General features: G+C 68.3%; 17 protein-coding genes, 1 pseudogene and 2 riboswitches. Of the genes and pseudogenes, 7 read left to right on the top strand and 11 right to left on the bottom strand.

Annotated elements, in window-relative coordinates; translation table 11 throughout:
* Positions 1-4: 4 nt before the first annotated feature.
* The 4 genes from RS901_RS05675 to RS901_RS05660 all read left to right on the top strand — a co-directional run bounded on the left by RS901_RS05675 (position 5) and on the right by RS901_RS05660 (position 5,793).
* Positions 5-1,156, top strand: coding sequence for a branched-chain amino acid ABC transporter substrate-binding protein (locus RS901_RS05675; protein WP_013958377.1), 1,152 nt, complete (start codon positions 5-7; stop codon positions 1,154-1,156).
* 164 nt (positions 1,157-1,320) lie between these two features.
* Positions 1,321-3,285, top strand: a complete 1,965-nt coding sequence (locus RS901_RS05670) for a tetratricopeptide repeat protein (protein ID WP_316151868.1) — start codon at positions 1,321-1,323, stop codon at positions 3,283-3,285.
* A 166-nt stretch (positions 3,286-3,451) separates the two neighbouring features.
* Positions 3,452-4,678 carry a cation:proton antiporter gene (locus tag RS901_RS05665; protein WP_114131718.1) on the top strand — a complete coding sequence of 409 codons (1,227 nt, stop codon included), beginning with the start codon at positions 3,452-3,454 and terminating at the stop codon, positions 4,676-4,678.
* A complete protein-coding gene (locus RS901_RS05660; protein WP_035821488.1) occupies positions 4,678-5,793 on the top strand; it encodes a YbdK family carboxylate-amine ligase in 1,116 nt (371 codons plus the stop codon). Before RS901_RS05665 ends, RS901_RS05660 begins: the two co-directional genes overlap by 1 nt.
* A gap of 24 nt (positions 5,794-5,817) precedes the next feature.
* Here RS901_RS05660 and RS901_RS05655 read toward each other — a convergent pair whose 3' ends face one another.
* From RS901_RS05655 to RS901_RS05615, 9 genes are all read right to left on the bottom strand, one after another.
* Positions 5,818-6,321, bottom strand: coding sequence for a YMGG-like glycine zipper-containing protein (locus tag RS901_RS05655; RefSeq protein ID WP_010812175.1), 504 nt, complete (start codon positions 6,319-6,321; stop codon positions 5,818-5,820).
* Positions 6,322-6,457: 136 nt separating this feature from the next.
* Positions 6,458-7,321, bottom strand: a complete 864-nt coding sequence (locus RS901_RS05650) for an alpha/beta hydrolase (protein ID WP_316151867.1) — start codon at positions 7,319-7,321, stop codon at positions 6,458-6,460.
* Positions 7,322-7,331: 10 nt separating this feature from the next.
* Positions 7,332-7,805: an OsmC family protein gene (locus RS901_RS05645; protein WP_316151866.1), complete on the bottom strand. Its 474-nt coding sequence runs from the start codon at positions 7,803-7,805 to the stop codon at positions 7,332-7,334.
* Between the two features lie 27 nt (positions 7,806-7,832).
* Complete coding sequence (locus tag RS901_RS05640; RefSeq protein WP_316151865.1) at positions 7,833-8,570, bottom strand: MBL fold metallo-hydrolase; 738 nt, start codon at positions 8,568-8,570, stop codon at positions 7,833-7,835.
* 217 nt (positions 8,571-8,787) lie between these two features.
* Positions 8,788-10,164: an L-serine ammonia-lyase gene (locus RS901_RS05635; protein ID WP_316151864.1), complete on the bottom strand. Its 1,377-nt coding sequence runs from the start codon at positions 10,162-10,164 to the stop codon at positions 8,788-8,790.
* A 147-nt stretch (positions 10,165-10,311) separates the two neighbouring features.
* Complete coding sequence (gene gcvP / locus RS901_RS05630; protein WP_316151863.1) at positions 10,312-13,242, bottom strand: aminomethyl-transferring glycine dehydrogenase; 2,931 nt, start codon at positions 13,240-13,242, stop codon at positions 10,312-10,314.
* Between the two features lie 117 nt (positions 13,243-13,359).
* Positions 13,360-13,740, bottom strand: a complete 381-nt coding sequence (gene gcvH / locus RS901_RS05625; RefSeq protein ID WP_010812169.1) for a glycine cleavage system protein GcvH — start codon at positions 13,738-13,740, stop codon at positions 13,360-13,362.
* A gap of 90 nt (positions 13,741-13,830) precedes the next feature.
* Complete coding sequence (gene gcvT, locus RS901_RS05620) at positions 13,831-14,958, bottom strand: glycine cleavage system aminomethyltransferase GcvT (protein ID WP_316151861.1); 1,128 nt, start codon at positions 14,956-14,958, stop codon at positions 13,831-13,833.
* A gap of 98 nt (positions 14,959-15,056) precedes the next feature.
* Positions 15,057-15,182: riboswitch (glycine riboswitch) on the bottom strand.
* 21 nt (positions 15,183-15,203) lie between these two features.
* Positions 15,204-15,291, bottom strand: a riboswitch (glycine riboswitch).
* Between the two features lie 96 nt (positions 15,292-15,387).
* Entirely contained in the window at positions 15,388-15,618 is a 231-nt protein-coding gene (locus tag RS901_RS05615; protein WP_316151860.1) for a glycine zipper 2TM domain-containing protein, read from the bottom strand.
* Positions 15,619-15,902: 284 nt separating this feature from the next.
* Between RS901_RS05615 and RS901_RS05610 the strand changes: the two genes are divergently transcribed.
* Positions 15,903-17,999 carry a UvrD-helicase domain-containing protein gene (locus tag RS901_RS05610; protein ID WP_316151859.1) on the top strand — a complete coding sequence of 699 codons (2,097 nt, stop codon included), beginning with the start codon at positions 15,903-15,905 and terminating at the stop codon, positions 17,997-17,999.
* A 227-nt stretch (positions 18,000-18,226) separates the two neighbouring features.
* Here the strand turns inward: RS901_RS05610 and RS901_RS05605 are convergent, their stop codons facing one another.
* A complete protein-coding gene (locus RS901_RS05605; RefSeq protein ID WP_316151858.1) occupies positions 18,227-18,724 on the bottom strand; it encodes a hypothetical protein in 498 nt (165 codons plus the stop codon).
* Positions 18,725-19,008: 284 nt separating this feature from the next.
* Between RS901_RS05605 and RS901_RS05600 the strand changes: the two genes are divergently transcribed.
* Together RS901_RS05600 and RS901_RS05595 are read left to right on the top strand one after the other, a co-directional pair.
* Positions 19,009-19,746, top strand: coding sequence for a response regulator transcription factor (locus RS901_RS05600; RefSeq protein ID WP_316151857.1), 738 nt, complete (start codon positions 19,009-19,011; stop codon positions 19,744-19,746).
* 5 nt (positions 19,747-19,751) lie between these two features.
* Positions 19,752-20,872, top strand: a pseudogene (locus RS901_RS05595) (sensor histidine kinase).
* Here RS901_RS05595 and RS901_RS05585 read toward each other — a convergent pair.
* A complete protein-coding gene (locus RS901_RS05585) occupies positions 20,858-21,997 on the bottom strand; it encodes an ABC transporter substrate-binding protein (protein WP_316151854.1) in 1,140 nt (379 codons plus the stop codon). The pseudogene RS901_RS05595 and the gene RS901_RS05585 overlap by 15 nt on opposite strands.
* Positions 21,998-22,116: the final 119 nt, after the last annotated feature.

Genomic DNA, 22,116 nt, shown 5'->3' with positions numbered 1-22,116 from the left:
TCTGATGAACTCGACATTCCACAAGACGGCAATGACCGTTGCCCTGACCCTGGCCGGCCTGACCGCCGCCTCCGCCGCGTTCGCGCAGGCGCAGGAAATCAAGCTGGGCTTTGCCGGCCCGATGACCGGCGGCCAGGCGCAGTACGGCAAGGACATGCAGAACGGCATCGTCCTCGCGATCGAGGACATGAACGCCACCAAGCCCAAGATCGGCGGCAAGGAAGTCAAGTTCGTGCTGGTCTCCGAAGATGACCAGGCCGACCCGAAGACCGGTTCGGTGGTGGCGCAGAAGCTGGTGGATAACGGCATTCAGGGCATGCTGGGCCATTTCAACTCGGGCACCACCATCCCGGCGTCGATGGTCTACAACCGCGCCGGCATTCCGCAGATCGCCATGGCGACCGCGCCGGAATACACCAAGCAGGGCTTCAAGACCACCTTCCGCATGATGACCTCCGACACCCAGCAGGGTTCGGTGATCGGCGCCTTCGTGGTGAAGAAGCTGGGCGCGAAGAACATTGCCATCGTCGATGACCGCACCGCCTACGGCCAGGGCCTGGCCGACGAGTTCGAGAAGGCCGCCAAGGCCGCCGGCGGCAAGATCGTGCGCCGCGAGTTCACCAACGACAAGGCGGTGGACTTCAAGGCCGTGCTGACCAACATCAAGCGCAGCAACCCGGACATCATCTTCTACGGCGGCGCCGAGACCCAGTCCGCGCCGATGGCCAAGCAGGTCAAGGAACTGGGCATGAAGGCCCCGCTGGTGTCGGGCGAAATGTCCAAGACCGACAACTTCCTGAAGCTCGCCGGCCCGGCTGCAGAAGGCACGGTGGTGTCGCTGGCCGGCCTGCCGCTGGACCAGATGCCTGGCGGCTCCACGTATGAGAAGAAGTACGAGAAGCGCTTCGGCTCGAAGGTGCAGACCTACTCGCCGTACGCCTATGACGGCGCCACCGCGATGATGTCCGCCATGGTCAAGGCCGGGTCGACCGATCCGGTGCGTTACCTGCCGGTGCTGGCCGCTACCAATATGCAGGGCGTGACCACCAAGATGCTGGCGTATGACGCGCGTGGCGACCTGAAGGATGGTGGTATCACTGTCTATAAGGTGGTTGGCGGCAAGTGGACGGTGCTGGAGACGGTTGGCGGGAAGTAAGCTGCTGGCTGTTGTTGCTGGTTATGGGAGACGCCGCCTTTTGGGTGGCGTTTTTCCATTTGGGGGCCTGGCGCCATGGCGCCAAGCCCCCAAACAATTCCGTAGCTCCCCCATTGGCGCATAATCCCGCACTCGCACATTTTTTCAATCCATAGGAGCAGTACGTGTCCGAGCAGGAAGCCAGCTACGACCACGCCATCGGGCTAGCCAACCAGGGGCGCTTCACCGAAGCCCTGCAGATTGCCGACCAGCTGTCGCAGGCCCGCCCCGAGGTGGTTGATTTCGTCACGCTGCGGGCGCGGCTGCACTTTGACAACGGTGACGTCAACGCCGCGCTGGCGGTGCTGGACGAGGCGCTGGCGCGGCTTGACACGCAGCCGCTGCAGCCGCCGCACCGCTGGGCCTCGCGCGGGGTGATTGCGCACCGCTACGGCGCCATGCTGATGAGCCTGGGCCGCGATGCCGAGGCGCTCCCGTGGCTGCATGAGGCCGCGCAACGCAGCGGCCTGCTGACGGGCGAATGGGCCGCGCATTTCCACGCCGGCCTGGCCGCCCTCCGCTTGGGCGACATGGCCGCCGCGGCGCGTTACTGGCATGACCTGATGGTCCGCAATCCCGACCTGGGCGCCGACGACATCGCACCGCTGGTGACGGACTACATCGCCCGGGCCGAGGCCGCCGGCGTCCCGGTGGAGCCGCTGATGCGCGTCTGCCTGGGCCGCGTGGCGCTGGACAACCCGCATCTGCTGGCGCTTGATCCCGCCGCCGGTGACAGCGTAGCCGCCGACCAGGCCGCCCGTGTGCTGGCCGAGCACCCTGACCACCCCGAGGCGCGCCGCCTGCGTGCACCGCTGCGCCACGGCGTGGGCGACGTGCAAGGGTCACTGGACGACCTGGCGGTCTACCTGCGCCAGGTGCCCGACCCGCAGAGCCAGGTACGCGAACTGGCCTGGCGCCACCAGTTGGCGCAGCGCGCCGACAGCACCCAGCCGGCCGATCGCGAGCCGTGGCTGCGCTTCACGCTGACCGACCAGTCCGACGACGGTGCCGGCTACTACCGCGCCGCCATGGCGCTGGGCGAGTTCATCGACGAAGTGCCGGCCGCCGAGGCCGCGTTGCGGCCGGTGCTGGTGCAGGCCGGCCGTGCCGGCGTGGCGCGCTTCGACCAGTACTTCGCCACCGGCCAGGGCGATGCCGCGGGGCACGGCGGCAATGCCGACCCGCATGTCTATTCGCTGCTGTGCCGGCTGCTGTCGCGCAGCCTGCCGGCCGACGCCGCGCACGTGGACGAGCGCATCGCGCTGCACCAGCAGGGCATGGCCGCCAGCGAGTTCATCGACCACTGGATCGACCTGCTCGACTGCCACGCCGACGCGGGCCAGCACCAGAAGGTGGCCGAGCTGGCCGGCGAGGTGCTCAACCGCTACCCGCTGGAGCGCAATCCGGCCGACGTGACCTGGGCCTTCAGCCGCATGATCGCGGCCTGGAAGGCCATGGGCGGCGCCGAGCCGACCGAGGCCGCGCGCGCCGCGATGATGCATATGGATGCCCGACTGGACGCGCTGCCGGTGGAAGCCCGCAGCGAGGCCGCGCACCCGATGGCGCATGCGCGCGCGCACTTTGCCGCGCTGCTGCAGGCGCAGGTGGCCGGCATGGACGAGCACGACCGCACCGATGCCCTGGCCGAGATCGAGGCCCAGCAACGCCGCGCGCTGCTGGTGGAGGACGCCTGGCTGTACAACCGCTTCGGCCAGGTCTGGCGCGACGTGGGCGAGCCCGAGCGCGCGCTGCCGCTGTTCGAGCAGGCCGTGGCACTGACCGAGGGCGATCCGCTGGACCAGGCCGGCCCGCGCGTGCAGCGCGGACTGGTCCACAACGCAGCGCGGCGCCACGATGCCGCGCTGGCCGACTTTGTCGCCGCCTTCGCCGTGCGTGACGACTGGGATGCCGAGGTGTATCTGCGTGCGGTGCAGTCGGCGCTTGGCCTGGACCAGCGTGAAACCGCGCTGGGGTATTTCGAGAAGGCCCGTGCCCGCGGGGCCGCGCAGGGCTCGACGCGCACTTTATACGCACAGGTGGAGGCCGCCCTGAAAGCAACCCGGCCGATGTGGAAAGTCTGGGGCGTCTGAAACGTCGCTCCAGACCCGTGAACGGTCCGGATATGTAAGGGATGTAAAAAACGCCATCTGGAGATGGCGTTTTTTGCATGCAGATGGCAGAAGTTGTGCGCGTGTTTTGTGCGGTGTCGGACAATCACTGACATGGATTGTGAAGTGCTTACATTACCATGTCGCCATGAATGGACTGAGCCAACTTTTTCCAAGCCTCCCGCTCGCGCCCGGCGGCCTGTTCTGGGTCGGGCTGGCGCTGGTCGGCGCCGGCCTGGCCGGTGAGCTGAGCCGGCGCTGGCTGCGCTGCCCGCGCATCGTCGGGTATGCCGCGGCGGGGCTTTGCGCCGGCATGCTGGGGCGCGGCATCGTCGACGAGAACATGATCAACCAGACCCGTATCCTGATCGATATGGCGCTGGCGCTGGCCTTGTTCGAACTCGGGCATCGCCTCTCGCTGACCTGGCTGCGCGCCAACCGCTGGCTGCTGCTGACCAGTGCCTTTGAAAGCCTGCTGACCTGGGGCCTGGTGGCGGCGGTGCTGCAATGGATCGGCGCCTCGCCCGGCGTGGCGATCCTGGCCGGCGGCATCGCGGTCAGCACCTCGCCCACCATCGTGCTGCAGCTCAAGAATGAGCTGCGCGCCGACGGCCAGGTCACCGAGCGCCTGATGGCGATGGCTGCGCTCAACAGCATCTACGCCGCCGCCATCGTGCAGGTCGCCACCGGCTGGCTGCATTCGGAATACGGCAACCTGGGCGCGGCGCTGCTGCATCCGCTGTACCTGCTGGTGGGCTCGTGCCTGCTGGCGTGGGTGGTGGGCAAGCTCGGCCATGCCATCTATGACCGCATGTCGGCCGATGACCACTACAGCTTCCTGGTGCTGGTGGGCCTGGTGCTGTTCACGCTGGCGCTGACCCGGGTACTAAAATTGTCCATGCCGCTGACGCTGATGCTGGCCGGTGTCGTGTTCAAGCACCAGGACAACCAGCCGCATGTGTGGCCGCCGCATTTTGGCAGCGCGGGCAGCCTGCTGATCATCGTCATGGTGGTGTCGCTGGGCCTGCCGCTGACGGCACAGGACTGGGCCGTGGGCGGCGTCTACGCCATCGCGCTGGTGGTGCTGCGCCATGTGGCCAAGCTGGCGGGAGTGGTGTCGCTGGGCTCGTTCTCGGGCCTGAGCCTGCGCCAGTGCATGGCGCTGGGGCTGGCGCTGGCGCCGATGTCGGGCCTGGCCTTCCTGCTGATGCATGACGTGGCGCGCCTCTACCCCGGTACCGGCCAGCCGCTGGCGGCCATCATCCTGTGCGCGCTGGCCATCGAACAACTTTTCGGTCCGGTGATCGCGGCCTGGGCGCTGCGCTACGCAGGCGAAGTCCGCGTCGACATCCGGGCCAATGGAGGAGGGCGCTGATGTCGCTCGAACCGTTCAAGCATTCCGAGGCGCTGACCTTCGGCGTGGAGCTGGAGCTGCAGCTGGTCAACCGTCATGACTATGACCTGGCCCCGTTCGCGCCCGACCTGCTGCGCGCGCTCAAGGGCGCCGAGCATGCCGGCGACATCAAGCCGGAGATCAGCCCGTCGATGATCGAGATCAGCACGGGGATCTGCCACAGCTACCAGCAGGCGCTGGAAGAACTGACCGTGATGCGCGACCTGATGGTGGCGGCCTCGCGCTCGCTGAACCTGGGCATTGCCGGCGGCGGCACCCACCCGTTCCAGCAGTGGGCCGACCGCACCATCTCGGATTCGCCGCGCTACCAGTACATCTCTGAACTGTACGGCTACCTGGCCAAGCAGTTCACCGTGTTCGGCCAGCATGTGCATATCGGCTGCCCCAGCGCCGACGAATCGCTGTTCCTGCTGCACGCCATCGGCCGCTACGTGCCGCACTTTGTGGCGCTGGCTGCATCCTCGCCCTATGTGCAGGGCGTGGATACCGGCTTTGCCTCGGCGCGGCTGAATTCGGTCGCGGCCTTCCCGATGAGCGGGCGTGCGCCGTTCCTGCTGACGTGGGACGCCTTCACCGCGTATTTCGAGAAGATGCGCAATACCGGCGTGATCGAGAGCATGAAGGACTTCTACTGGGATATCCGGCCCAAGCCGGAGTTCGGCACCATCGAGGTCCGCGTGATGGACACGCCGCTGACGGTGCAGCGTGCCTGCGATATCGCCGCCTATATCCAGATGCTGGCGCGCTACCTGCTGCTGTCGCGCCCCTTCATGCCGCAGGAAGACGATTACCTGGTGTACACCTTCAACCGCTTCCAGGCCTGCCGTTTCGGGCTGGAGGGGGAGTACGTGCATCCCAACGAACTGACGCGCATGCCGATCGCCGACCATATCCTGTCGATCTGCGACGCGCTGGTGCCGCACGCCGAGGCACTCGGCTCGCTGGAGGCGCTGGCCAATATCCGCGCGCTGGCCGAGCGCCGGGACGGCGATGCCGAGTGGCTGCGCCAGGTCGATGCCGATGCGCGCAGCCAGCGTGAAACGGTGCGCAAGGCGTGTGACCGGTGGGCTTCCTGAGCCTGCGCCGGGCTGCCCCCTGTCTTATTTGACGCTGTAGCCGCGCCCCTGCATGCAGGCGCCCCAGGCCTGGTAGTACGAGCCCATCGCCTGGCTGGTATTGGCCGCCGCCTGCTGGTTGGCCGCGTTCGCCTGGCGGCGCGACTGCCGGTGCGCCACGCCGCCCCCCACCGTACCCGCTGCAGCGCCGACCGCCGCACCCTTGCCGGCATCGCCAGCCATCGCGCCCACTACAGCACCCGCCGCGGCGCCGCCCGCGGCACCCCGCACCCGCTGGCCGCTCTGCGCCTGGGCCGGCGGCGGGGCGTTGGCGGCCTGTGCCGGATCCACCCCGGTCTGCTGCTTGGCCCAGCTGTAGCAGGCGCCGTCGTCGCTGGCTTGCTGTTGCTGGCTCTGGCCTTTGGCCGGATAGGCCATAGGCTTGTTCTGCGCCATGGCCTGGGCCGGGATCAGCGCCGGGGTCAGCGCGATGGCCGCGGCCAGTACGCCGAGGCCACGGTACAGCTTGCGATGCGGGCATTGCTTCATGATGATGTTCCCCCAACGGGTGTCGGCTACGCGACGCTGGATGCACCGACCGGTGCGCAAGTGGTGAGCCGTTCTGTGAAGGCCAGTATTTGCGGCCCTCAGGGGTAAGTCAAATCAGCGTTTTGACGGCCTGATGTTATTTGTTTGTGGTGGGTGGCGGGGACAGCAGGAACGCGACCGCTTCCTGCCACCAGGCCGTATCGACATGCCCGGTCCAGTCGTTATGCCCGGCTCCGCCGATCACCGCCAGGCGCCGGGGTTCGCCCAGCGACGCATAGAGCGCCTGGCCGAAGCGAGCCGGTACGATGGTGTCGCGTTCGGCGACCGCGACCATCACCGGGCGGCCGAAGCCTTCCAGGCTGGCCGCGCTGTCGTAGCGGTCGCGCAGCACCCAGCCGGCCGGCAGCCAGGGATAGTGATGCGAGGCAATATGCGCAAGCTTGTCCCACGGCGTGATCAGCAGTACGCCGGCGACGCTCTCGCGCTGGCGCGCCGCGGCCGCTGCGGCCACGCCCGCGCCCAGCGACTCGCCGATCAGCAGCAGCGGGCCGCCGAACTGGCGCCGGGCCAGCGCAATGGATTGTTCCGCGTCTGCCACGAAGCTGCGCTCACCCAGCGCGCCGGTGCGCGGGCCGTAGGCCGGGTACTCGGCCAAAATCACGCGAAGGCCCAGCTTCGTCAGCGCGCTGGCGTAGTAGTCGCGATGCCCGGCGTGCCCGGCATTGCCATGAAAGACCATGGCGGTGGCGCGCGCCGGGCCGGCCGGCTCGGCGACCAGTCCGCGAAAGTCCTGCGGCCCCGGCCAGGCGCGCAGCCCGGGCGAGACCATGTCATCGACCGACGCCTTGTCCGGGAAGTAGAGGAAGTGATCCTGCAGCATGCTGATTCCGGCAAGCAGGACTAGTCCCGCGCCAAGCCAGCGCAGCACCCTGCGGCGAGCCGATCCAGTCCGCGGCGACACCCGCAGCGCTGGCGCCGGTGCCGGGACGAAGGCGGGCATGGCAACGCGCTCAGGCGCCGGCGAACACCGGTTCGCAGCGCACCTCGGTCCTGACCGAGTTGGCGATAAAGCAGGCGTCATGCGCGGCGTGGTGCAGGGCATCGAGCTCTTCGCGCGTGGGCTCGCGCTCGGTGCCAAACGTCACCTGCGGGCGCAGCGTCACCACGGTCATCGCCATCTGCCCGTCCGCGTTCCTTGCCATCACACCGGTGGCCGCATCGAGGTAGCGGTCGACGACGAAGCGTTGCTTCGCCGCCAGCGACAGGAACCACAGCATGTGGCAGCTGGACAGCGAGGCGATGAACATCTCCTCGGGATCGACCGCGCTCGCATCCGACATCGGCAATGGCACCACATGGGGCGACGACGATCCCGGGACTTCCGCGCCGCCGTCAAAGCGCAGCACATGCCTGCGGCTGTAGCGGTTGCCGGCGAAATCCTGCCCGTCGCGTTGCCACAGGACCTCTGCGGTGTATGTGGACATGCAAAGACTCCTAGCGTTGGGAAAATCTCAGGCGCCGTGCGGCACGCTTTCGCCGTCGCGCAGGCCCAGGCGCTGGTTGGCCGGCACGGCGACATCGATCAGCTTCGGGCGCGGCAGATTCAGGTTGCGCATCATCTCGATGAACTCTTCGCGCGTGCGGCCGGCGACTCGGCTGTTGTGGGCGCGCTCCTGGCCGATGGTGGACGAGGTACGGCCCTTGTAGTCGTGGGCCGGGTAGACCTGCGTGTCGTCGGGCAGCGCAAAGAGCTTTCTGGTCAGGCTGTCGTAGAGCGTGCCGGCGTCGCCCGACTGGAAGTCGGTGCGGCCGCAGCCGTCGATCAGCAGGGCATCGCCGGTGAAGACGCGGCGTACGATGCCGTCGGGCGTGGGCTCTTCCCACAGGTAGCTCATGCTGCCGGCGGTATGCCCGGGCGTATGGATGGCGCGCAGCACCTGCTTGCCGAAGGCGACAGTATCGCCGTCGATCAGCTGCTTCTGGGCGGGCTTGATATCGCAGCCGGACGGCGCCGCGGTGTGCGCGCCGGTCTGCAGCGCAAGGTGGCCGGCCGAGGTGATGTGGTCGGCATGGGCATGGGTCTCGATGACCCACGCCAGCCGCGCGCCGGTGGACTTCAGCAGCGCCAGGTCGCGTTCCAGCTGGTGGTCGACCGGATCGATCAGCAGCGCGTCCCCGGTGGCGGCGTCGATCAGCAGGTAGGTGAAGGTGGACGAGGTCTCGTCGAACAGCTGGTGGAAGGTCTGCATGGCTGTCCTCTTGTTTTTTGCTCTGGGAACGCCGCAATGATACGCCGCGCCGCGCCTGGTCCACTGAATCACTGAAATTGGTCGGTGCCTGCCATGTCATGCGGGCGCATCGCGTCGTTGCAAATGCTCGCAATAGCGGTGCTATTGCTGCGCTTTGCGTCTAGCGCTGCATCCCGCATGACATGTCCTTCACCTCCCATTTCAGTGATTCAGTGGACTAGCATTCCACGATATTCACCGCCAGCCCGCCGCGCGCCGTCTCCTTGTACTTGGTCTTCATGTCGGCGCCGGTCTCGCGCATGGTCTTGATCACCGAATCGAGCGACACGTAGTGCGTGCCGTCGCCGCGCAAGGCCATGCGCGCCGCGTTGACCGCCTTGACCGAGGCCATTGCGTTGCGCTCGATACACGGGATCTGCACCAGCCCGCCGACCGGGTCGCAGGTCAGCCCAAGGTTGTGCTCCATGCCGATCTCGGCAGCGTTCTCGACCTGCGCCGGGCTGCCGCCCTGCACCGCCGCCAGCGCGCCGGCGGCCATCGAGCAGGCCACGCCGACTTCGCCCTGGCAGCCGACCTCGGCGCCGGAGATCGACGCATTGAGCTTGTACAGCAGCCCGATCGCACCCGCGGTCAGCAGGAAGTCGACCACGCCTTGCTTGTTGGCGCCGGGCACGAAGCGGTCGTAGTAGTGCAGCACTGCGGGGATGATGCCGGCCGCGCCGTTGGTAGGTGCCGTGACTACGCGCCCGCCGGCGGCATTCTCTTCATTGACGGCAATGGCGTACAGGTTGACCCAGTCCATCACCGAGAGCGGGTCCGACAGCGTGCGCTCGGCGCGCTCGGTCAGGCTGCGGAACAGCTCGGGCGCGCGCCGCTTGACCCTGAACGGGCCCGGCAACTCGCCATCGGTGCGGCAGCCGCGCGCCACGCACGCCTGCATCACATCCCAGATATGCAGCAGGCCGCTGGTGACTTCTTCCTCGCTGCGCCAGGTCAGCTCGTTTTCCATCATCAGCCGCGCGATGCTCTTGCCGCTGGCGCTGGCCATCTCGAGCATGTCCTTGCCGCTGCGGAAGGGGTGCGGCAATTGTTGCGCGGCGTTGAGCACCTGCGTATTTGGTGCCCCCGCGGTGACCACGAAGCCGCCGCCGACCGACAGGTAGCGCGCCTCGCGCAGCGATGCGCCGCTGGCGTCGAAGGCATGGAATTTCATGCCGTTGGGATGCTCGGCCATGGCCTCGCGCCGGTAGAAGGCGATGTGTTCCTTCTCGACGAAGGGCACGATATGCTGGCCCAGCAAGGACAGCTCGCGGCGCGCGCGCAGCGCGGCCAGGCGCGTGTCGATCGAATCGGGGTCGATGGTGTCCGGGGCCTCGCCCATCAGGCCGAGGATCACGCCCTTGTCGGTGCCGTGGCCCTTGCCGGTGGCACCCAGCGAGCCGTATAACTCCACGCGCACGCTGGCCACCTGCGGTAGCAGGCCATCGCGCTCAAGCCCCTGCGCAAACATCAGGGCCGCGCGCATCGGGCCCACGGTATGCGAGCTCGACGGGCCGATGCCCACCTTGAACAGATCGAAAACGCTGACTGCCACGGGAAGTCTCCAGGATGTCGATGGCCCGCGCAGGGCTCTTGTCGTTTTGCAGCCTTCGCTCAGAACGGACGCCGCACGGCGCGGCGCCCTTTATATCGAGCATAGTGCTTTGGCGGGCGCCCGGTGTCGCGGCGGCCCGTCCGGAGCTCAGTCGACCACGTAGTCGCTCACCGGCACGCAGGCGCAGAACAGGTTGCGGTCACCGTACACGTTGTCGGCACGGCCGACCGGCGGCCAGTACTTCTGCGTGCGCAGCGACGCCACCGGGTACGCGGCTTCCTCGCGCGTGTACTTGTGGGTCCACTCGTCGGCGGTCACGACCGCGGCGGTGTGCGGCGCGTGCTTGAGCGGGTTGTCGTCGCGGTCGAAGGTGCCGTCGGCAACGCGGCCGATTTCCTGGCGGATCGCGATCATCGCGTCGATAAAGCGGTCCAGCTCGTGCAGGGCCTCGCTCTCGGTCGGCTCGATCATCAGCGTCCCCGGCACCGGGAAGCTCATGGTCGGGGCGTGGAAGCCGTAGTCCATCAGGCGCTTGGCCACGTCTTCATTGCTGATGCCGGTGTCCTTCTGCAGCGGGCGCAGGTCCAGGATGCACTCGTGCGCGACCAGGTCGTGCTGGCCGGTATACAGCACCGGGTAGTACGGTGCCAGGCGCTTGGCCACGTAGTTGGCCGCCAGGATCGCGTTCTCGGTGGCGGCGGTCAGGCCGGCCGAACCCATCATTGCGATATACATCCACGAGATCGGCAGGATGCTGGCCGAGCCGAACGGCGCCGCCGACACGCCGCCAATACCGCGGTCGTCACGGCGATAGCCGACGCTGTCCTGGTTGGGCAGGAAGTCAGCGAGGTGCGCGCCGACCGCGACCGGGCCCACGCCCGGGCCGCCGCCGCCGTGCGGGATGCAGAAAGTCTTGTGCAGGTTCAGGTGCGACACGTCGCCACCGAACTGGCCCGGCGCTGCGGTGCCGACCATCGCGTTCATGTTGGCGCCGTCGACATAAACCTGGCCGCCGTGCTGGTGCACGATCTCACAGATCTGCTGCACGCCCTGCTCGAACACGCCGTGCGTGGACGGGTAGGTGATCATGATCGCCGCCAGGTTCTTGCTGTGCTGCTCGGCCTTCTTCGCCAGGTCTTGCAGGTCGACGTTGCCGTCCTCGTCGCAGGCCACCACCACCACCTTCATGCCGGCCATCTGCGCCGATGCCGGGTTGGTGCCGTGGGCCGACGACGGGATCAGGCAGATGTCGCGATGGCTCTCGCCACGGCTGGCGTGGTAGGCGTGGATGATCAGCAGGCCCGCGTACTCGCCCTGCGAGCCGGCGTTGGGCTGCAGGCTGACCGCGGCGTAGCCAGTAGCGGCGCACAGCATGGCCTCGAGCTGGTCGATCATCTCGCGGTAGCCAACGGTCTGGTCCAGCGGCGCGAACGGGTGGATCTGGCTGAACTCGGGCCACGTCACCGGGATCATCTCGCTGGTGGCGTTCAGCTTCATCGTGCACGAGCCCAGCGGGATCATGGTGCGGTCCAGCGCCAGGTCCTTGTCGGCCAGCATGCGCAGGTAACGCAGCATTTCGTGCTCGGCGTGGTGCGTGTTGAAGACCGGGTGGGTCAGGTAGGCGCTGGTGCGTGCGAGTTCGGCCGGGAACGCGTCCAGCGTGGCGGCTTCGATCTTGTCGAAGTCCACGCTGGCCGGCAGCGGCTTGCCTTGCATGAACACTTCCCACAGCGCGACCACGTCGGCGCGGTTGGCGGTCTCGTCCAGCGAGATGCCGACGCGCGTGGCGCTGACGTGGCGCAGGTTGATGCCGCGCGCGGTGGCGGCGGCGTGGATGGCCTCGGTGTTGAAGCCGGTTTCCACCGTCAGAGTGTCGAAGAAGGTGGCGTTGGTGCGGGCGAAGCCGAGCGCTTCCAGGCCGGCGGCCAGCGTCGCGGCCAGCCGATGCACGCGCTGGGCGATGCGCTTCAGGCCTTGCGGGCCGTGGTACACGGCGTACATCGACGCCATCACCGCCAGCAGCACCTGCGCGGTGCAGATATTGGAGGTGGCCTTCTCGCGGCGGATATGCTGCTCGCGCGTCTGCAGGGCCAGGCGATAGGCCTTGTTGCCCTGCGCATCGATGGTCACGCCCACCAGGCGGCCCGGCATCGAGCGCTTGAAGGCGTCCTTCACCGCCATATAGCCGGCGTGCGGACCGCCGAAGCCCAGCGGCACGCCGAAGCGCTGCGAGTTGCCCACGGCCACGTCGGCACCCCATTCGCCGGGTGCGGCGATCAGCGTCAGCGCCAGCAGGTCGGCGGCAGCCACCACCAGGCCGCCGGCGGCGTGCACGGCATCGGCGATGGCGCGGTAGTCGTTCACGTCGCCGTTCACGCCCGGGTACTGCAGCAGCACGCCGAAGGCGTTGGCCGCGGCGGCATCGGCGGCGGGGCCGACCTTGACTTCGATGCCCATCGGCAGCGCGCGCGTGCGTACCACTTCCAGCGTCTGCGGCAGCACGTCGTCGGCCACGTAGAAGGTGTTCGAGTCGTGCTTGTTCACGCGCTGCAGCAGCGTCATGGCTTCGGCCGCGGCAGTGCCTTCATCCAGCATCGACGCATTGGCGATATCCAGCCCGGTCAGGTCGGTGACCATCTGCTGGAAGTTCAGCATCGCTTCCAGGCGGCCCTGCGAGATTTCCGGCTGATAAGGCGTGTAGGCGGTGTACCAGGCCGGGTTCTCGAAGATATTGCGCAGGATGACGCCGGGCGTGACGGTGTTGTAGTAGCCCTGGCCGATAAAGCTCTTCAGCACCCTGTTCTTGCCGGCCAGGCCGCGCAGCTTTGCCAGCGCGGCTTCCTCGCTCAGCGGCTCGGTGAACTCGCCCATCGGCATGCCGTCGCGGCGGCGGATGGCGGCGGGGATGACGGCGTCGATCAGCGCGGCGCGGCTGTCATAGCCGAGCACCTTCAGCATGTGCTGCTGTTCGGGGGTATCGGGGCCGATATGGCGGGCGGCGAAGGCGTCGCGCGCCTCCAGTTCGGCCAGCGTGGGCCGGTTCCCTTGGGCGGCGTTCATGGGAAGCGGGGCGTTCATGGGCAAGAACCTCGTGGGGTGCGCGCCGGCCGGTGGTCAGCCGGGTCGGCGCGCGTCTGTCTGCAGGGGCCGGTCCGCCAGTCCGCCCATAGGCGGCAGGGACCGGCGCCGCCGGCGTCAGGCGCCGACGCTGGCCTTGTAGGCGTCGGCCGACATCAGGCCGTTGACGTCGTCGCCGTTGGCCGGCTTGAGCTTGAACAGCCACGCGTCGAAGGCGTCGGCATTGACGCTTTCCGGCGCGGCCGTGGCGGCCTCGTTGACGGCGATCACTTCGCCGGCCACCGGGGCGTAGATGTCGGAAGCGGCCTTTACCGATTCCACCACTGCCAGCGCGTCGCCGGCACCGACCGACTTGCCCACTTCGGGCAGTTCCAGGAAGACGATGTCGCCCAGCGCGTCCTGCGCGTGGTCGGTGATGCCGATGGTGAGCGTGCCGTCGGCTTCGACGCGTACCCACTCATGCGACTCGGTGTACTTGAGGTCAGCGGGGAAATTCATGGAGGTTCTCCGGATTCAGATCTGTTTCTTGTTGGGTGATGCCTGCCCGGCGAAGCTGCCGGCAGGCGAGGGCGACCGTTGGTATGAGCCTCAGCTCACGAGTGCCTTGCCATTACGCACAAACGGCAGTTTAACCACAGTCGCGTTGAGTTTGCGGTCGCGGATCTCCACCTGCACGGTATCGCCCACGGCGACGTCCTTCGGCAGGCGGGCAAAGGCGATGGACTGCGACAGCGACGGGCTGAAGGTGCCGCTGGTGATTTCACCGTCACCGGCCGGGGTGGTCACTTTCTGGTGGGCGCGCAGGACGCCGCCTTTGTCACGCAGGATCAGGCCGAGGAATTGCTGGCGCGAACCGGCCGCGGCCAGCGCCGGCTTGCCGGTGAAGTCGCGCTCGCTTTGCAGGTCCACCGTCCAGGCCAGGCCCGCATCCAGCGGCGAGGTGTTGATATCCATGTCCTGGCCATACAGGTTCATGCCGGCTTCCAGGCGCAGGGTGTCGCGCGCGCCCAGGCCTGCCGGGCGCACGCCGGCGGCGTTCAGCTTTTCCCAGACGGCGGCAACGTTCTCGGCCGGCACCACCAGTTCGAAGCCGTCTTCGCCGGTGTAGCCGGTGCGCGCCACCATGATCTCGCCGATGGCCGGGTCCTGGACCACGGCGGCGTTGAAGGGCTTGAGCGCATCCGAAGGCTGGGTCGAGGGGAAGGTGCTCCACACCTTGGTGCGGGCGTTGGGCCCCTGCACGGCGACGATGGCCAGAGGCTGCACGCCCGCAGGCGCAACATCCTCACGGCGCGGCGTGATGGTCACATCGCTGCCGGTGGCGGCATTGCGCGCGCGGATCCATTCGATGTCACCCAGCGCGGTGCTGGCATTGACGACCAGGCGGAAGCGGTCCTCGGCAAAGAAGTAGACGATCAGGTCGTCGATCACGCCGCCTTTCTCATCCAGCATGCAGGAGTAGAGCGCCTTGCCCGGGGTCTGCAGCTTGTCGACATTGTTGGCCAGCAGGCCGCGCAGGAAGCTGCGGGTATTGGCGCCGGTGAGGTCGACCACGCACATGTGCGACACATCGAACATGCCGGCGTCGGTGCGCACGGCATTGTGTTCTTCGATCTGGGAGCCGTAGTTGACCGGCATGTCCCAACCGCCGAAATCAACCATGCGGGCGCCGAGGGCGCGGTGGATGGCGTTGAGGGGCGTGGCCTGGAGCGTCATGGAATCCTCGGGGGAAATCTCGGTTGGCGAAAACAAAAAAGGGCCATCCGCCGCAACGCTCGCCCCGCCTGAATGTGGCGTAGCAATCCGCTGCGGCGGATGACCCCTCTGTCCTCGATACCTGAGAGATTACAAGGCGGATCCTGCCGGACCCCGACCTCGTGCGCCCCTTCGGTGGGCACGCTCGCCACGAATGGCGGGTGCCGCTCTCCAGAGTGCGGCATGCATCGTGTGCATATTGCATGCCGATCCGATCGGTCCGTGGTGCCTGAGAGTTTTCGGGTGATACCCCTTCGGCGGCGCAGGCGATGCGCGCTCTCCCGGTCGGATGCGCGCAATGTACGGGAGGCCCCGGCCTTTGTCAAACCGGGCCGGAAGGCCTGACCCGGCGGCTGTACCCGTTCCTGCGCCCCGCCGCCGGGGTGCGCATTACTTGTGCTTCTTGTCGTCGGTGACAACGTTACCGATCACGCCGCCCACGGCCGCGCCACCCAGCGTACCCAGCGCACTGCCTTCGGTGAGGATGGCGCCGCCCACGGCGCCCGCGCCCGCGCCAATCGCGGTATTACGCTGCTTCGGGGTCATGTCCGCGCAACCGGCAAAGGCCGCGACGGTCGCGCCGATCAGGGTCACCTTGGTCAAAGTCTGCAGGGTTTTCATTATTGGCTCCGATGTGATGATTAAAGCATGTCAACCCCGCCGCGCAGGCCGAGGGACATACAGTTAGAGCGTTGCGTTGCGCGATTGGCTCCGGCCTTTACGAAGTGTTACGCCAGTGACACAACCGGCCCTGTCAACGCGGTTTGCGCTGACTGACCTGCCGCGGCCAGCGTGTTAACATCGTCAGCTTTGCCGCCGTGCCCCCGTTTTTTGGGGTGCCGGCGTGTCCCGCCTGGCCTTCCGCTGTTCCTGCTGATTTCCCTGCCTCCAACCGCATCCCTCGCATGACCCATGGCCTGAACTCCGCCCAATCCGAAGCCGTCCGCTACCTGGACGGCCCTTGCCTGGTGCTGGCCGGGGCGGGCTCCGGCAAGACCCGGGTGATCACGCAGAAGATCGCGCATCTGATCGAGGACAAGGGCTTCGAGCCGCGCCATATCGCCGCCGTCACCTTTACCAACAAGGCCGCCAAGGAGATGCAGGAGCGTATCGGCAAGCTGATGGAGGGCAAGACCACGCGCGAGGGCAAGCGCATCCCGCTCAAGCAGCTGACGGTCTGTACCTTCCACTCGCTCGGGGTGCAGATCCTGCGCATGGAGGCCGAGCACGTGGGCCTGAAGCCGCAGTTTTCGATCATGGATTCGGACGACTGCTTCGGCCTGATCCAGGAGCAGCTGGGCACCACCGACAAGAAGCTGATCCGCGGCGTGCAGGGCACGATCTCGCTGTGGAAGAACGGCATGGTCGACCCGGAGGCAGCGATCGCGCAGGCCACCAATGCCGACGAGCACCAGGCCGCGCTGGTCTACCGCAACTACGTGGCCACGCTGCACGCCTACCAGGCGGTGGATTTCGACGACCTGATCCGCCTGCCGGCCGAGCTGTTCGCGCGCAATGAAGCGGTGCAGCTCAAGTGGCAGAACCGCCTGCGCTACTTCCTGGTCGACGAATACCAGGACACCAACGCCTGCCAGTACCAGTTGCTGAAACTGCTGGCGGGCGGCTCGCACCTGCGCGCGCCGGCCTTTACCGCGGTGGGCGACGACGACCAGGCCATCTATGGCTGGCGGGGCGCCACGCTGGACAACCTGCGCGGGCTGCAGACCGATTTTCCGGGCCTGAAGGTGATCAAGCTGGAGCAGAACTACCGCTCCACCGTGCGCATCCTGGAAGCGGCCAACGCGGTCATCGCCAACAACCCCAAGCTGTTCGACAAGAAGCTGTGGAGCGAGCACGGCATGGGCGACCCCATCGCCATCCACCCGATGAACGACGAGGAGCACGAGGCCGAGTCGGTGGTGTTCCGCCTGTCCGCGCACAAGTTCGAGCGCCGCGCGCAGTTCCGCGACTACGCCATCCTGTATCGCGGCAACCACCAGGCGCGGCTGTTTGAGCAGATCCTGCGGCGCGAACGGATTCCCTATGTGCTGTCGGGCGGACAGAGCTTCTTCGACAAGGCCGAGATCAAGGACATCTGCGCCTACCTGCGCCTGATCGCCAACCCCGACGACGATCCCGCCTTTATCCGCGCCATCACCACGCCGCGCCGCGGCGTGGGCAACACCACGCTGGAAGCGCTGGGCACCTTTGCTGGCCAGGCCAAAGTGTCGCTGTTCGAGGCCGCGATGATGGGCGGCATCGAAGGCAGGCTGCAGCCGCGCCAGCTGGAGCCGTTGCGCGTGTTCTGCGAATCGATGGTGCGGCTGGCCGACCGCGCGGCCAAGGATCCGGCCACCGTGGTGCTGGACGACCTGATGGAAGGCATCCACTACGAGGCCTACCTGTACGACAGCTTCGACGAACGGCAGGCGCAGTCGCGCTGGACCAACACGCTGGAATTCCTGGACTGGCTCAAGCGCAAGGGCACCAAGCCCGAAGGCGCGGAAGGCGAGGAAGCCACCGGCTTCGACAATGCCGACGGCTTCGGCAGCGAAGGCAAGAACCTGCTCGAGCTGACCCAGACCGTGGCGCTGATGAGCATGCTGGAAGGCCGCGAGGAAGATCCCGACGCGGTGCGGCTGTCCACGCTGCACGCGTCCAAGGGGCTGGAATATCCGCACGTGTTCCTGGTCGGCGTGGAAGAGGGCATCCTGCCGCACTGCCGCGAAGACGAGGACATGAGCGACGAGAAGATCGAGGAAGAGCGGCGGCTGATGTATGTCGGCATCACCCGCGCCCAGCGCAGCCTGCATGTCAGCTGGTGCAAGAAGCGCAAGCGCGCGCGCGAGACCTACTCGTGCCAGCCTTCGCGCTTTATCGGCGAGATGAAGCTGGAGGAAGCGCCTGCGCCGGTCGATGAAACCCCGGCGATGAGCCCCAAGGACCGGCTCGGCGCGCTCAAGGCACTGCTGGGAACCGGCGGCAAGACGGCCCCGGGCTGAACGGGCGCTACAGTCCCGATACAAAGGCCTACCAGGCTGACAAGACGCCGGGCGCAGGCGTCCCTAGTATGGCGGCTGTGCTGCTCGCGCCGTCTGCGCGGGTGGCGCCGCGGCAGGCCCGCCCGGTCTGCCTGCTGCGCCGGACCTCTGGTTCGGAACTTCCCTGTTATTCGGCCCCCGGCGCGTGAAGCGTACGGGGGCGTTTTTTTTTTACGGCGGCTGCGAACCTACCGCTGCGGTCCGCCCGGCGGCGGCATCATCATCGCACCCGCGGGCGGCAGGCCCAGCCAGCGCGCGGCTTCGGGCGCGGCGCGCAGGCGCCGGCGCTGGGCCGGGTCCAGGCTGTCGTCCAGCGCCAGCCAGCGTTCGCGCACCGCGCGGCGGTCCTGCTCCAGCGCATCGTGCAGTCGGTCCATGGCCTGCGCGCGCGGCCGCAGCGGCGCGTCGGGGGTTTCGTCGGCAGTCTCGCGCAGCAGGCGCGCGTGCAGTTCCAGTGCATGGGCCTCGGCTTCGCGCGTGGCGCTGCGTGCGGCCTTCCAGAGCCTGGCCTGCGCGGCACTGAGTCCCAGCGACTCGGCGGATGCCGGCGCGGCGGGCGGTGGCGCCATCGCCCCTGTCGGCGGCGGGCCGGATTGCAGCGCGCTGGCCGGCGTGGCCAGCAGGCACGCGGTGCACAGCGCCAGCAGGGAAGCGGCGGTGCGCGGGCGGGAAGGGGGAAATGGCATGGCGTTCTCCTGTGATGGCAGACACCGTCGTGGCAACGTGCCGCGCGATGCCCGCGGTTGGCTCGGGTCAATGCCGGTCCATGCTAGGGAAGGCCGCATGCCAATGCATGAGCACTTGGTCAGGCCCGTACTGCAATCCCGTACAAAGGACGGCTGGCCGGCAAGACTGCGTATCAGGGCTGATACAAAGCCGGCATAGTGGGGGTATCGCGGGCTGGTAAAGTTGGGCACCGCATGCCCCCGGCACCGGCCCTTGCTGCCGGCATATGCCGATCCCTTCGCTTATGGAATTCACCCCCACGCTTCCCATCCGCCTGCTGATCGTCGACGACGATCCCCAGATCCGCGCCATGCTGGCCGACTACCTGTCCACCTTCGGCATGCAGGCCGATGGCGTCGAGGGCGGTGCCGAGATGCGGCAGGCGATGGCCGCCGCGCGCTACGACCTGGTGATCCTTGACCTGTCGCTGCCCGGCGAAAACGGCCTGGCGCTGTGTCGCGAACTGCGCGCGCGCACCGAAGTCGCGGTCATCATGCTGACCGCGCGCGCTGAGTTGGCCGACCGCGTGGTCGGGCTGGAAGTTGGTGCCGACGACTACGTTACCAAGCCCTTCGAGATGCGCGAACTGGTGGCGCGCATCCACACCGTGCTGCGCCGTATCCGTGGCCACGGCGCCGACGCGCGCCAGGGCGCGGCGCCTTCCGGGCATGAGGTGCGCTTCGGCGACTGGCGTCTGAACACCACGCTGCGCCAGCTGGTCGACCGCGACGAGGTGGTGGTGCCGCTGTCCAATGCCGAATTCCGCCTGCTGCTGGCCTTTGTCGAACAGCCCAACCGCGTGCTCGACCGTGAACTGCTGATCAACCAGGCGCGCGGCCGCGGCCTCGATGTATTCGACCGCAGCATCGACTTGCTGGTGTCACGGCTGCGCCAGAAGCTGCGCGACGATCCGCGCGACCCCACGCTGATCCGCACCGTGCGCGGCGTGGGCTATGTCTTTACCGGCACGCAGGAAGGATGAACGCGATGGGCCGGCTGGCGCGCCATGATTCGATGTTCGTACGGCTGTTCGTGGTGATGGCTGCCATCATGCTGGCCATGCACCTGCTCGGCATGACCGTGATCGAGAGCCTGTTCCCGCGGCCGGGCAGCGAGCGCGTGCTGCGCGACCGCCCCGGCGGGCCGCCGCCTCCGCCCGAGGCGTGGCCGCCCGGGGCGCGGACGGAAGGCGCGCCCGCCGGGGTGTCCGGCGAACCCATGCCGCACCGGCCGCCGCCGCCGCGCTGGCCCTGGCCGCCGCACCTGGGCCTGCTGTTCCAGGTGGCGGCGATCGTGGCCGCTTCGTGGGCCGGCGCGCGCCTGCTGGCGCGCCCGGTGCAGGAGCTGGCCAGCGGTGCCGGCCGGCTGGCGCAGGACGTGCACGCCGCGCCGCTGGACGAGCGCGCGGGCCCGGCCGAAGCGCGTGCCGCGGCGCAGGCGCTGAACCATATGCAGCAGCGCATCCGCACGCAGCTGGCACAGCAATCGCGTTTCCTGGCGGCGGTGTCGCACGACCTGCGCACGCCGCTTACGCGCATGAGCCTGCGCATCGAGCGCATGGACAGCGCGGATGTCCGTGACGTGCGCTACCGGCTGCGCCAGGACCTGGCCGAGATGAACGGCCTGATCGATGCCACGCTGTACTACCTGCGCGACCGCGACGAAGCCGGCGGCCCGCGCCAGCGCGTGGATGTGCTGGCGCTGCTGCAGGCGGTGGTCGACGATGCCGCCGAGACCGGCCACGAGGTCGCGCTCAGCGGCCAGGCGCAGCCGCTGCTGGCGTGCCCATCCGAGCTGCGGCGCGCGGTGGTGAACCTGGTGGAAAATGCGCGGCGCTACGCCGGCGCGGCCAGCATCGTGCTGAGCGACAGCCGCAGCGCGTGCTGATCGACATCTGCGACAACGGTCCCGGCATCCCGCCCGACGAGCTGCCACGCGTGCTCGAGCCGTTCTACCGCGTCGAATCCTCGCGCAGCCGCGCCACCGGCGGGGTCGGCATGGGGTTGTCGATCGCGGCCGACATTGCCGCGCGCCATGGCGGCGAGCTGACCCTGAGCAACCGCCCCGAAGGCGGCCTGCGCGCGCGCCTGTCCTTACCGCGCGGCTGACGCCGCCAGCGTGACGTACTGCGAGCCGCGCTGCCCGTGCGTGAAGTCGAGCGCAAAGTCGCCCACGTCCACGCGCCCCTGCAGCGCCCGCCGCATCTCGGCCGCGCCGCTGCCGCGCAGGCCGGCCAGCGCGCGCGCCAGCCACGCCGCGCCGATATAGCCGGCCAGCGTGGCCGGCGACGGCGGCTCATCCAGGTATTGCTTCATGCGCGCCACGTGTTCCTTCACCACCCGCAGCGTGGCCTGTTGCGGCCCGGGCGCGACCTGGGTCAGCACCATGCCCCCGTTGTAGCCAGCGCCCAGGATCTCGCGCGCGGCGGTGGCACTGACCGACGACAGCCCGACCAGGAAACCGTACCAGCCATGCACCGCCAGCGCGCGGCCCAGCCCGGCGTAGGCAAGGGTATCGCCCGCCACGATCACCGCGCCCGGGCGGGTGGCGGCGATGCGCCGGGCGGCGGCATCGGGATTGGCGTCGAGCGGCACCGCGCGCGTCCCGGTCTGCGCCTCCAGCCGGGCCAGCGACGGGGCAGCGAAGTCCGGCGCCAGGGCCAGCGCGATGCTGGTCAGGCCATAGCTGCGCAGTTGGCGTACCGCCGCGTCCAGTTCGGCCTGGTAGTCGGCGCGGGTGAACCAGACGTTGTCGGCCGTCAGCCCAAGGCCTGACAGCGGCGCCACGATCTGCACGCCGCGCCGGCCCAGCTCGGCCGATGCGGCCAGCTCCGGCAACAGCCGGTCGCCCGGGCCGAACAGCAACTCGGCGCGGTCGCTTTCGGCCAGCGACACCGCCTGCGCCAGCGCGCGGCGCGGGTCGGGATCGGCATCGCGGACCACGTGCGCGATGCGCACCGGACCGTTGCCGGCGTTGACGGCGTCGAACATGACCTTGGCCCCGGCCAGGTAGTCGCGCGCAAGGTCGGCTTGCGCGCCGCCGCGGTCCAGCAGGTGGCCGACCACGACCGTGCGGCGCGTCTGCGTCTGCGTCTGCGACAGCGCTGGCCAGGCGGGCAGGGCAAGTGCCGCGCCGGCGGCAAGCAGGCGACGCCGTCGCCTGGCCGGTGCTGCCAGGTGGCTGCGCAGCGGTGGGTACGGCGGAAACATCGGAGTCTGGTTGGGAGTTGGCATTGCAGGGGCAGGGGCAGGTGACGCGCGGGGCGGCGGTGGCGCGCAGCGTATCCGCCACACATGACACCAATGTGACGCCCGCCGCCCGCAGGTCCAGGGCCTCGCTTGACGGCGGTCAA

The sequence above is a fragment of the Cupriavidus sp. BIC8F genome (assembly GCF_032465815.1).
In the GTDB taxonomy this organism is placed as follows: domain Bacteria; phylum Pseudomonadota; class Gammaproteobacteria; order Burkholderiales; family Burkholderiaceae; genus Cupriavidus; species Cupriavidus necator.
This window is presented reverse-complemented; position numbering and strand designations above follow the sequence as displayed.

What these genes read in the sequence shown, in the direction of transcription:
- RS901_RS05675 (WP_013958377.1), top strand. Translation starts at nt 5, where the DNA reads ATGAACTCGACATTCCACAAGACGGCAATGACCGTTGCCCTGACCCTG.
- RS901_RS05665 (WP_114131718.1), top strand. Translation starts at nt 3,452, where the DNA reads ATGAATGGACTGAGCCAACTTTTTCCAAGCCTCCCGCTCGCGCCCGGC.
- RS901_RS05660 (WP_035821488.1), top strand. Translation starts at nt 4,678, where the DNA reads ATGTCGCTCGAACCGTTCAAGCATTCCGAGGCGCTGACCTTCGGCGTG.
- RS901_RS05655 (WP_010812175.1), bottom strand. Translation starts at nt 6,321, where the DNA reads ATGAAGCAATGCCCGCATCGCAAGCTGTACCGTGGCCTCGGCGTACTG.
- RS901_RS05650 (WP_316151867.1), bottom strand. Translation starts at nt 7,321, where the DNA reads ATGCCCGCCTTCGTCCCGGCACCGGCGCCAGCGCTGCGGGTGTCGCCG.
- RS901_RS05645 (WP_316151866.1), bottom strand. Translation starts at nt 7,805, where the DNA reads ATGTCCACATACACCGCAGAGGTCCTGTGGCAACGCGACGGGCAGGAT.
- RS901_RS05640 (WP_316151865.1), bottom strand. Translation starts at nt 8,570, where the DNA reads ATGCAGACCTTCCACCAGCTGTTCGACGAGACCTCGTCCACCTTCACC.
- gcvP (WP_316151863.1), bottom strand. Translation starts at nt 13,242, where the DNA reads ATGAACGCCCCGCTTCCCATGAACGCCGCCCAAGGGAACCGGCCCACG.
- gcvH (WP_010812169.1), bottom strand. Translation starts at nt 13,740, where the DNA reads ATGAATTTCCCCGCTGACCTCAAGTACACCGAGTCGCATGAGTGGGTA.
- gcvT (WP_316151861.1), bottom strand. Translation starts at nt 14,958, where the DNA reads ATGACGCTCCAGGCCACGCCCCTCAACGCCATCCACCGCGCCCTCGGC.
- RS901_RS05615 (WP_316151860.1), bottom strand. Translation starts at nt 15,618, where the DNA reads ATGAAAACCCTGCAGACTTTGACCAAGGTGACCCTGATCGGCGCGACC.
- RS901_RS05610 (WP_316151859.1), top strand. Translation starts at nt 15,903, where the DNA reads ATGACCCATGGCCTGAACTCCGCCCAATCCGAAGCCGTCCGCTACCTG.
- RS901_RS05605 (WP_316151858.1), bottom strand. Translation starts at nt 18,724, where the DNA reads ATGCCATTTCCCCCTTCCCGCCCGCGCACCGCCGCTTCCCTGCTGGCG.
- RS901_RS05600 (WP_316151857.1), top strand. Translation starts at nt 19,009, where the DNA reads ATGGAATTCACCCCCACGCTTCCCATCCGCCTGCTGATCGTCGACGAC.
- RS901_RS05585 (WP_316151854.1), bottom strand. Translation starts at nt 21,997, where the DNA reads ATGCCAACTCCCAACCAGACTCCGATGTTTCCGCCGTACCCACCGCTG.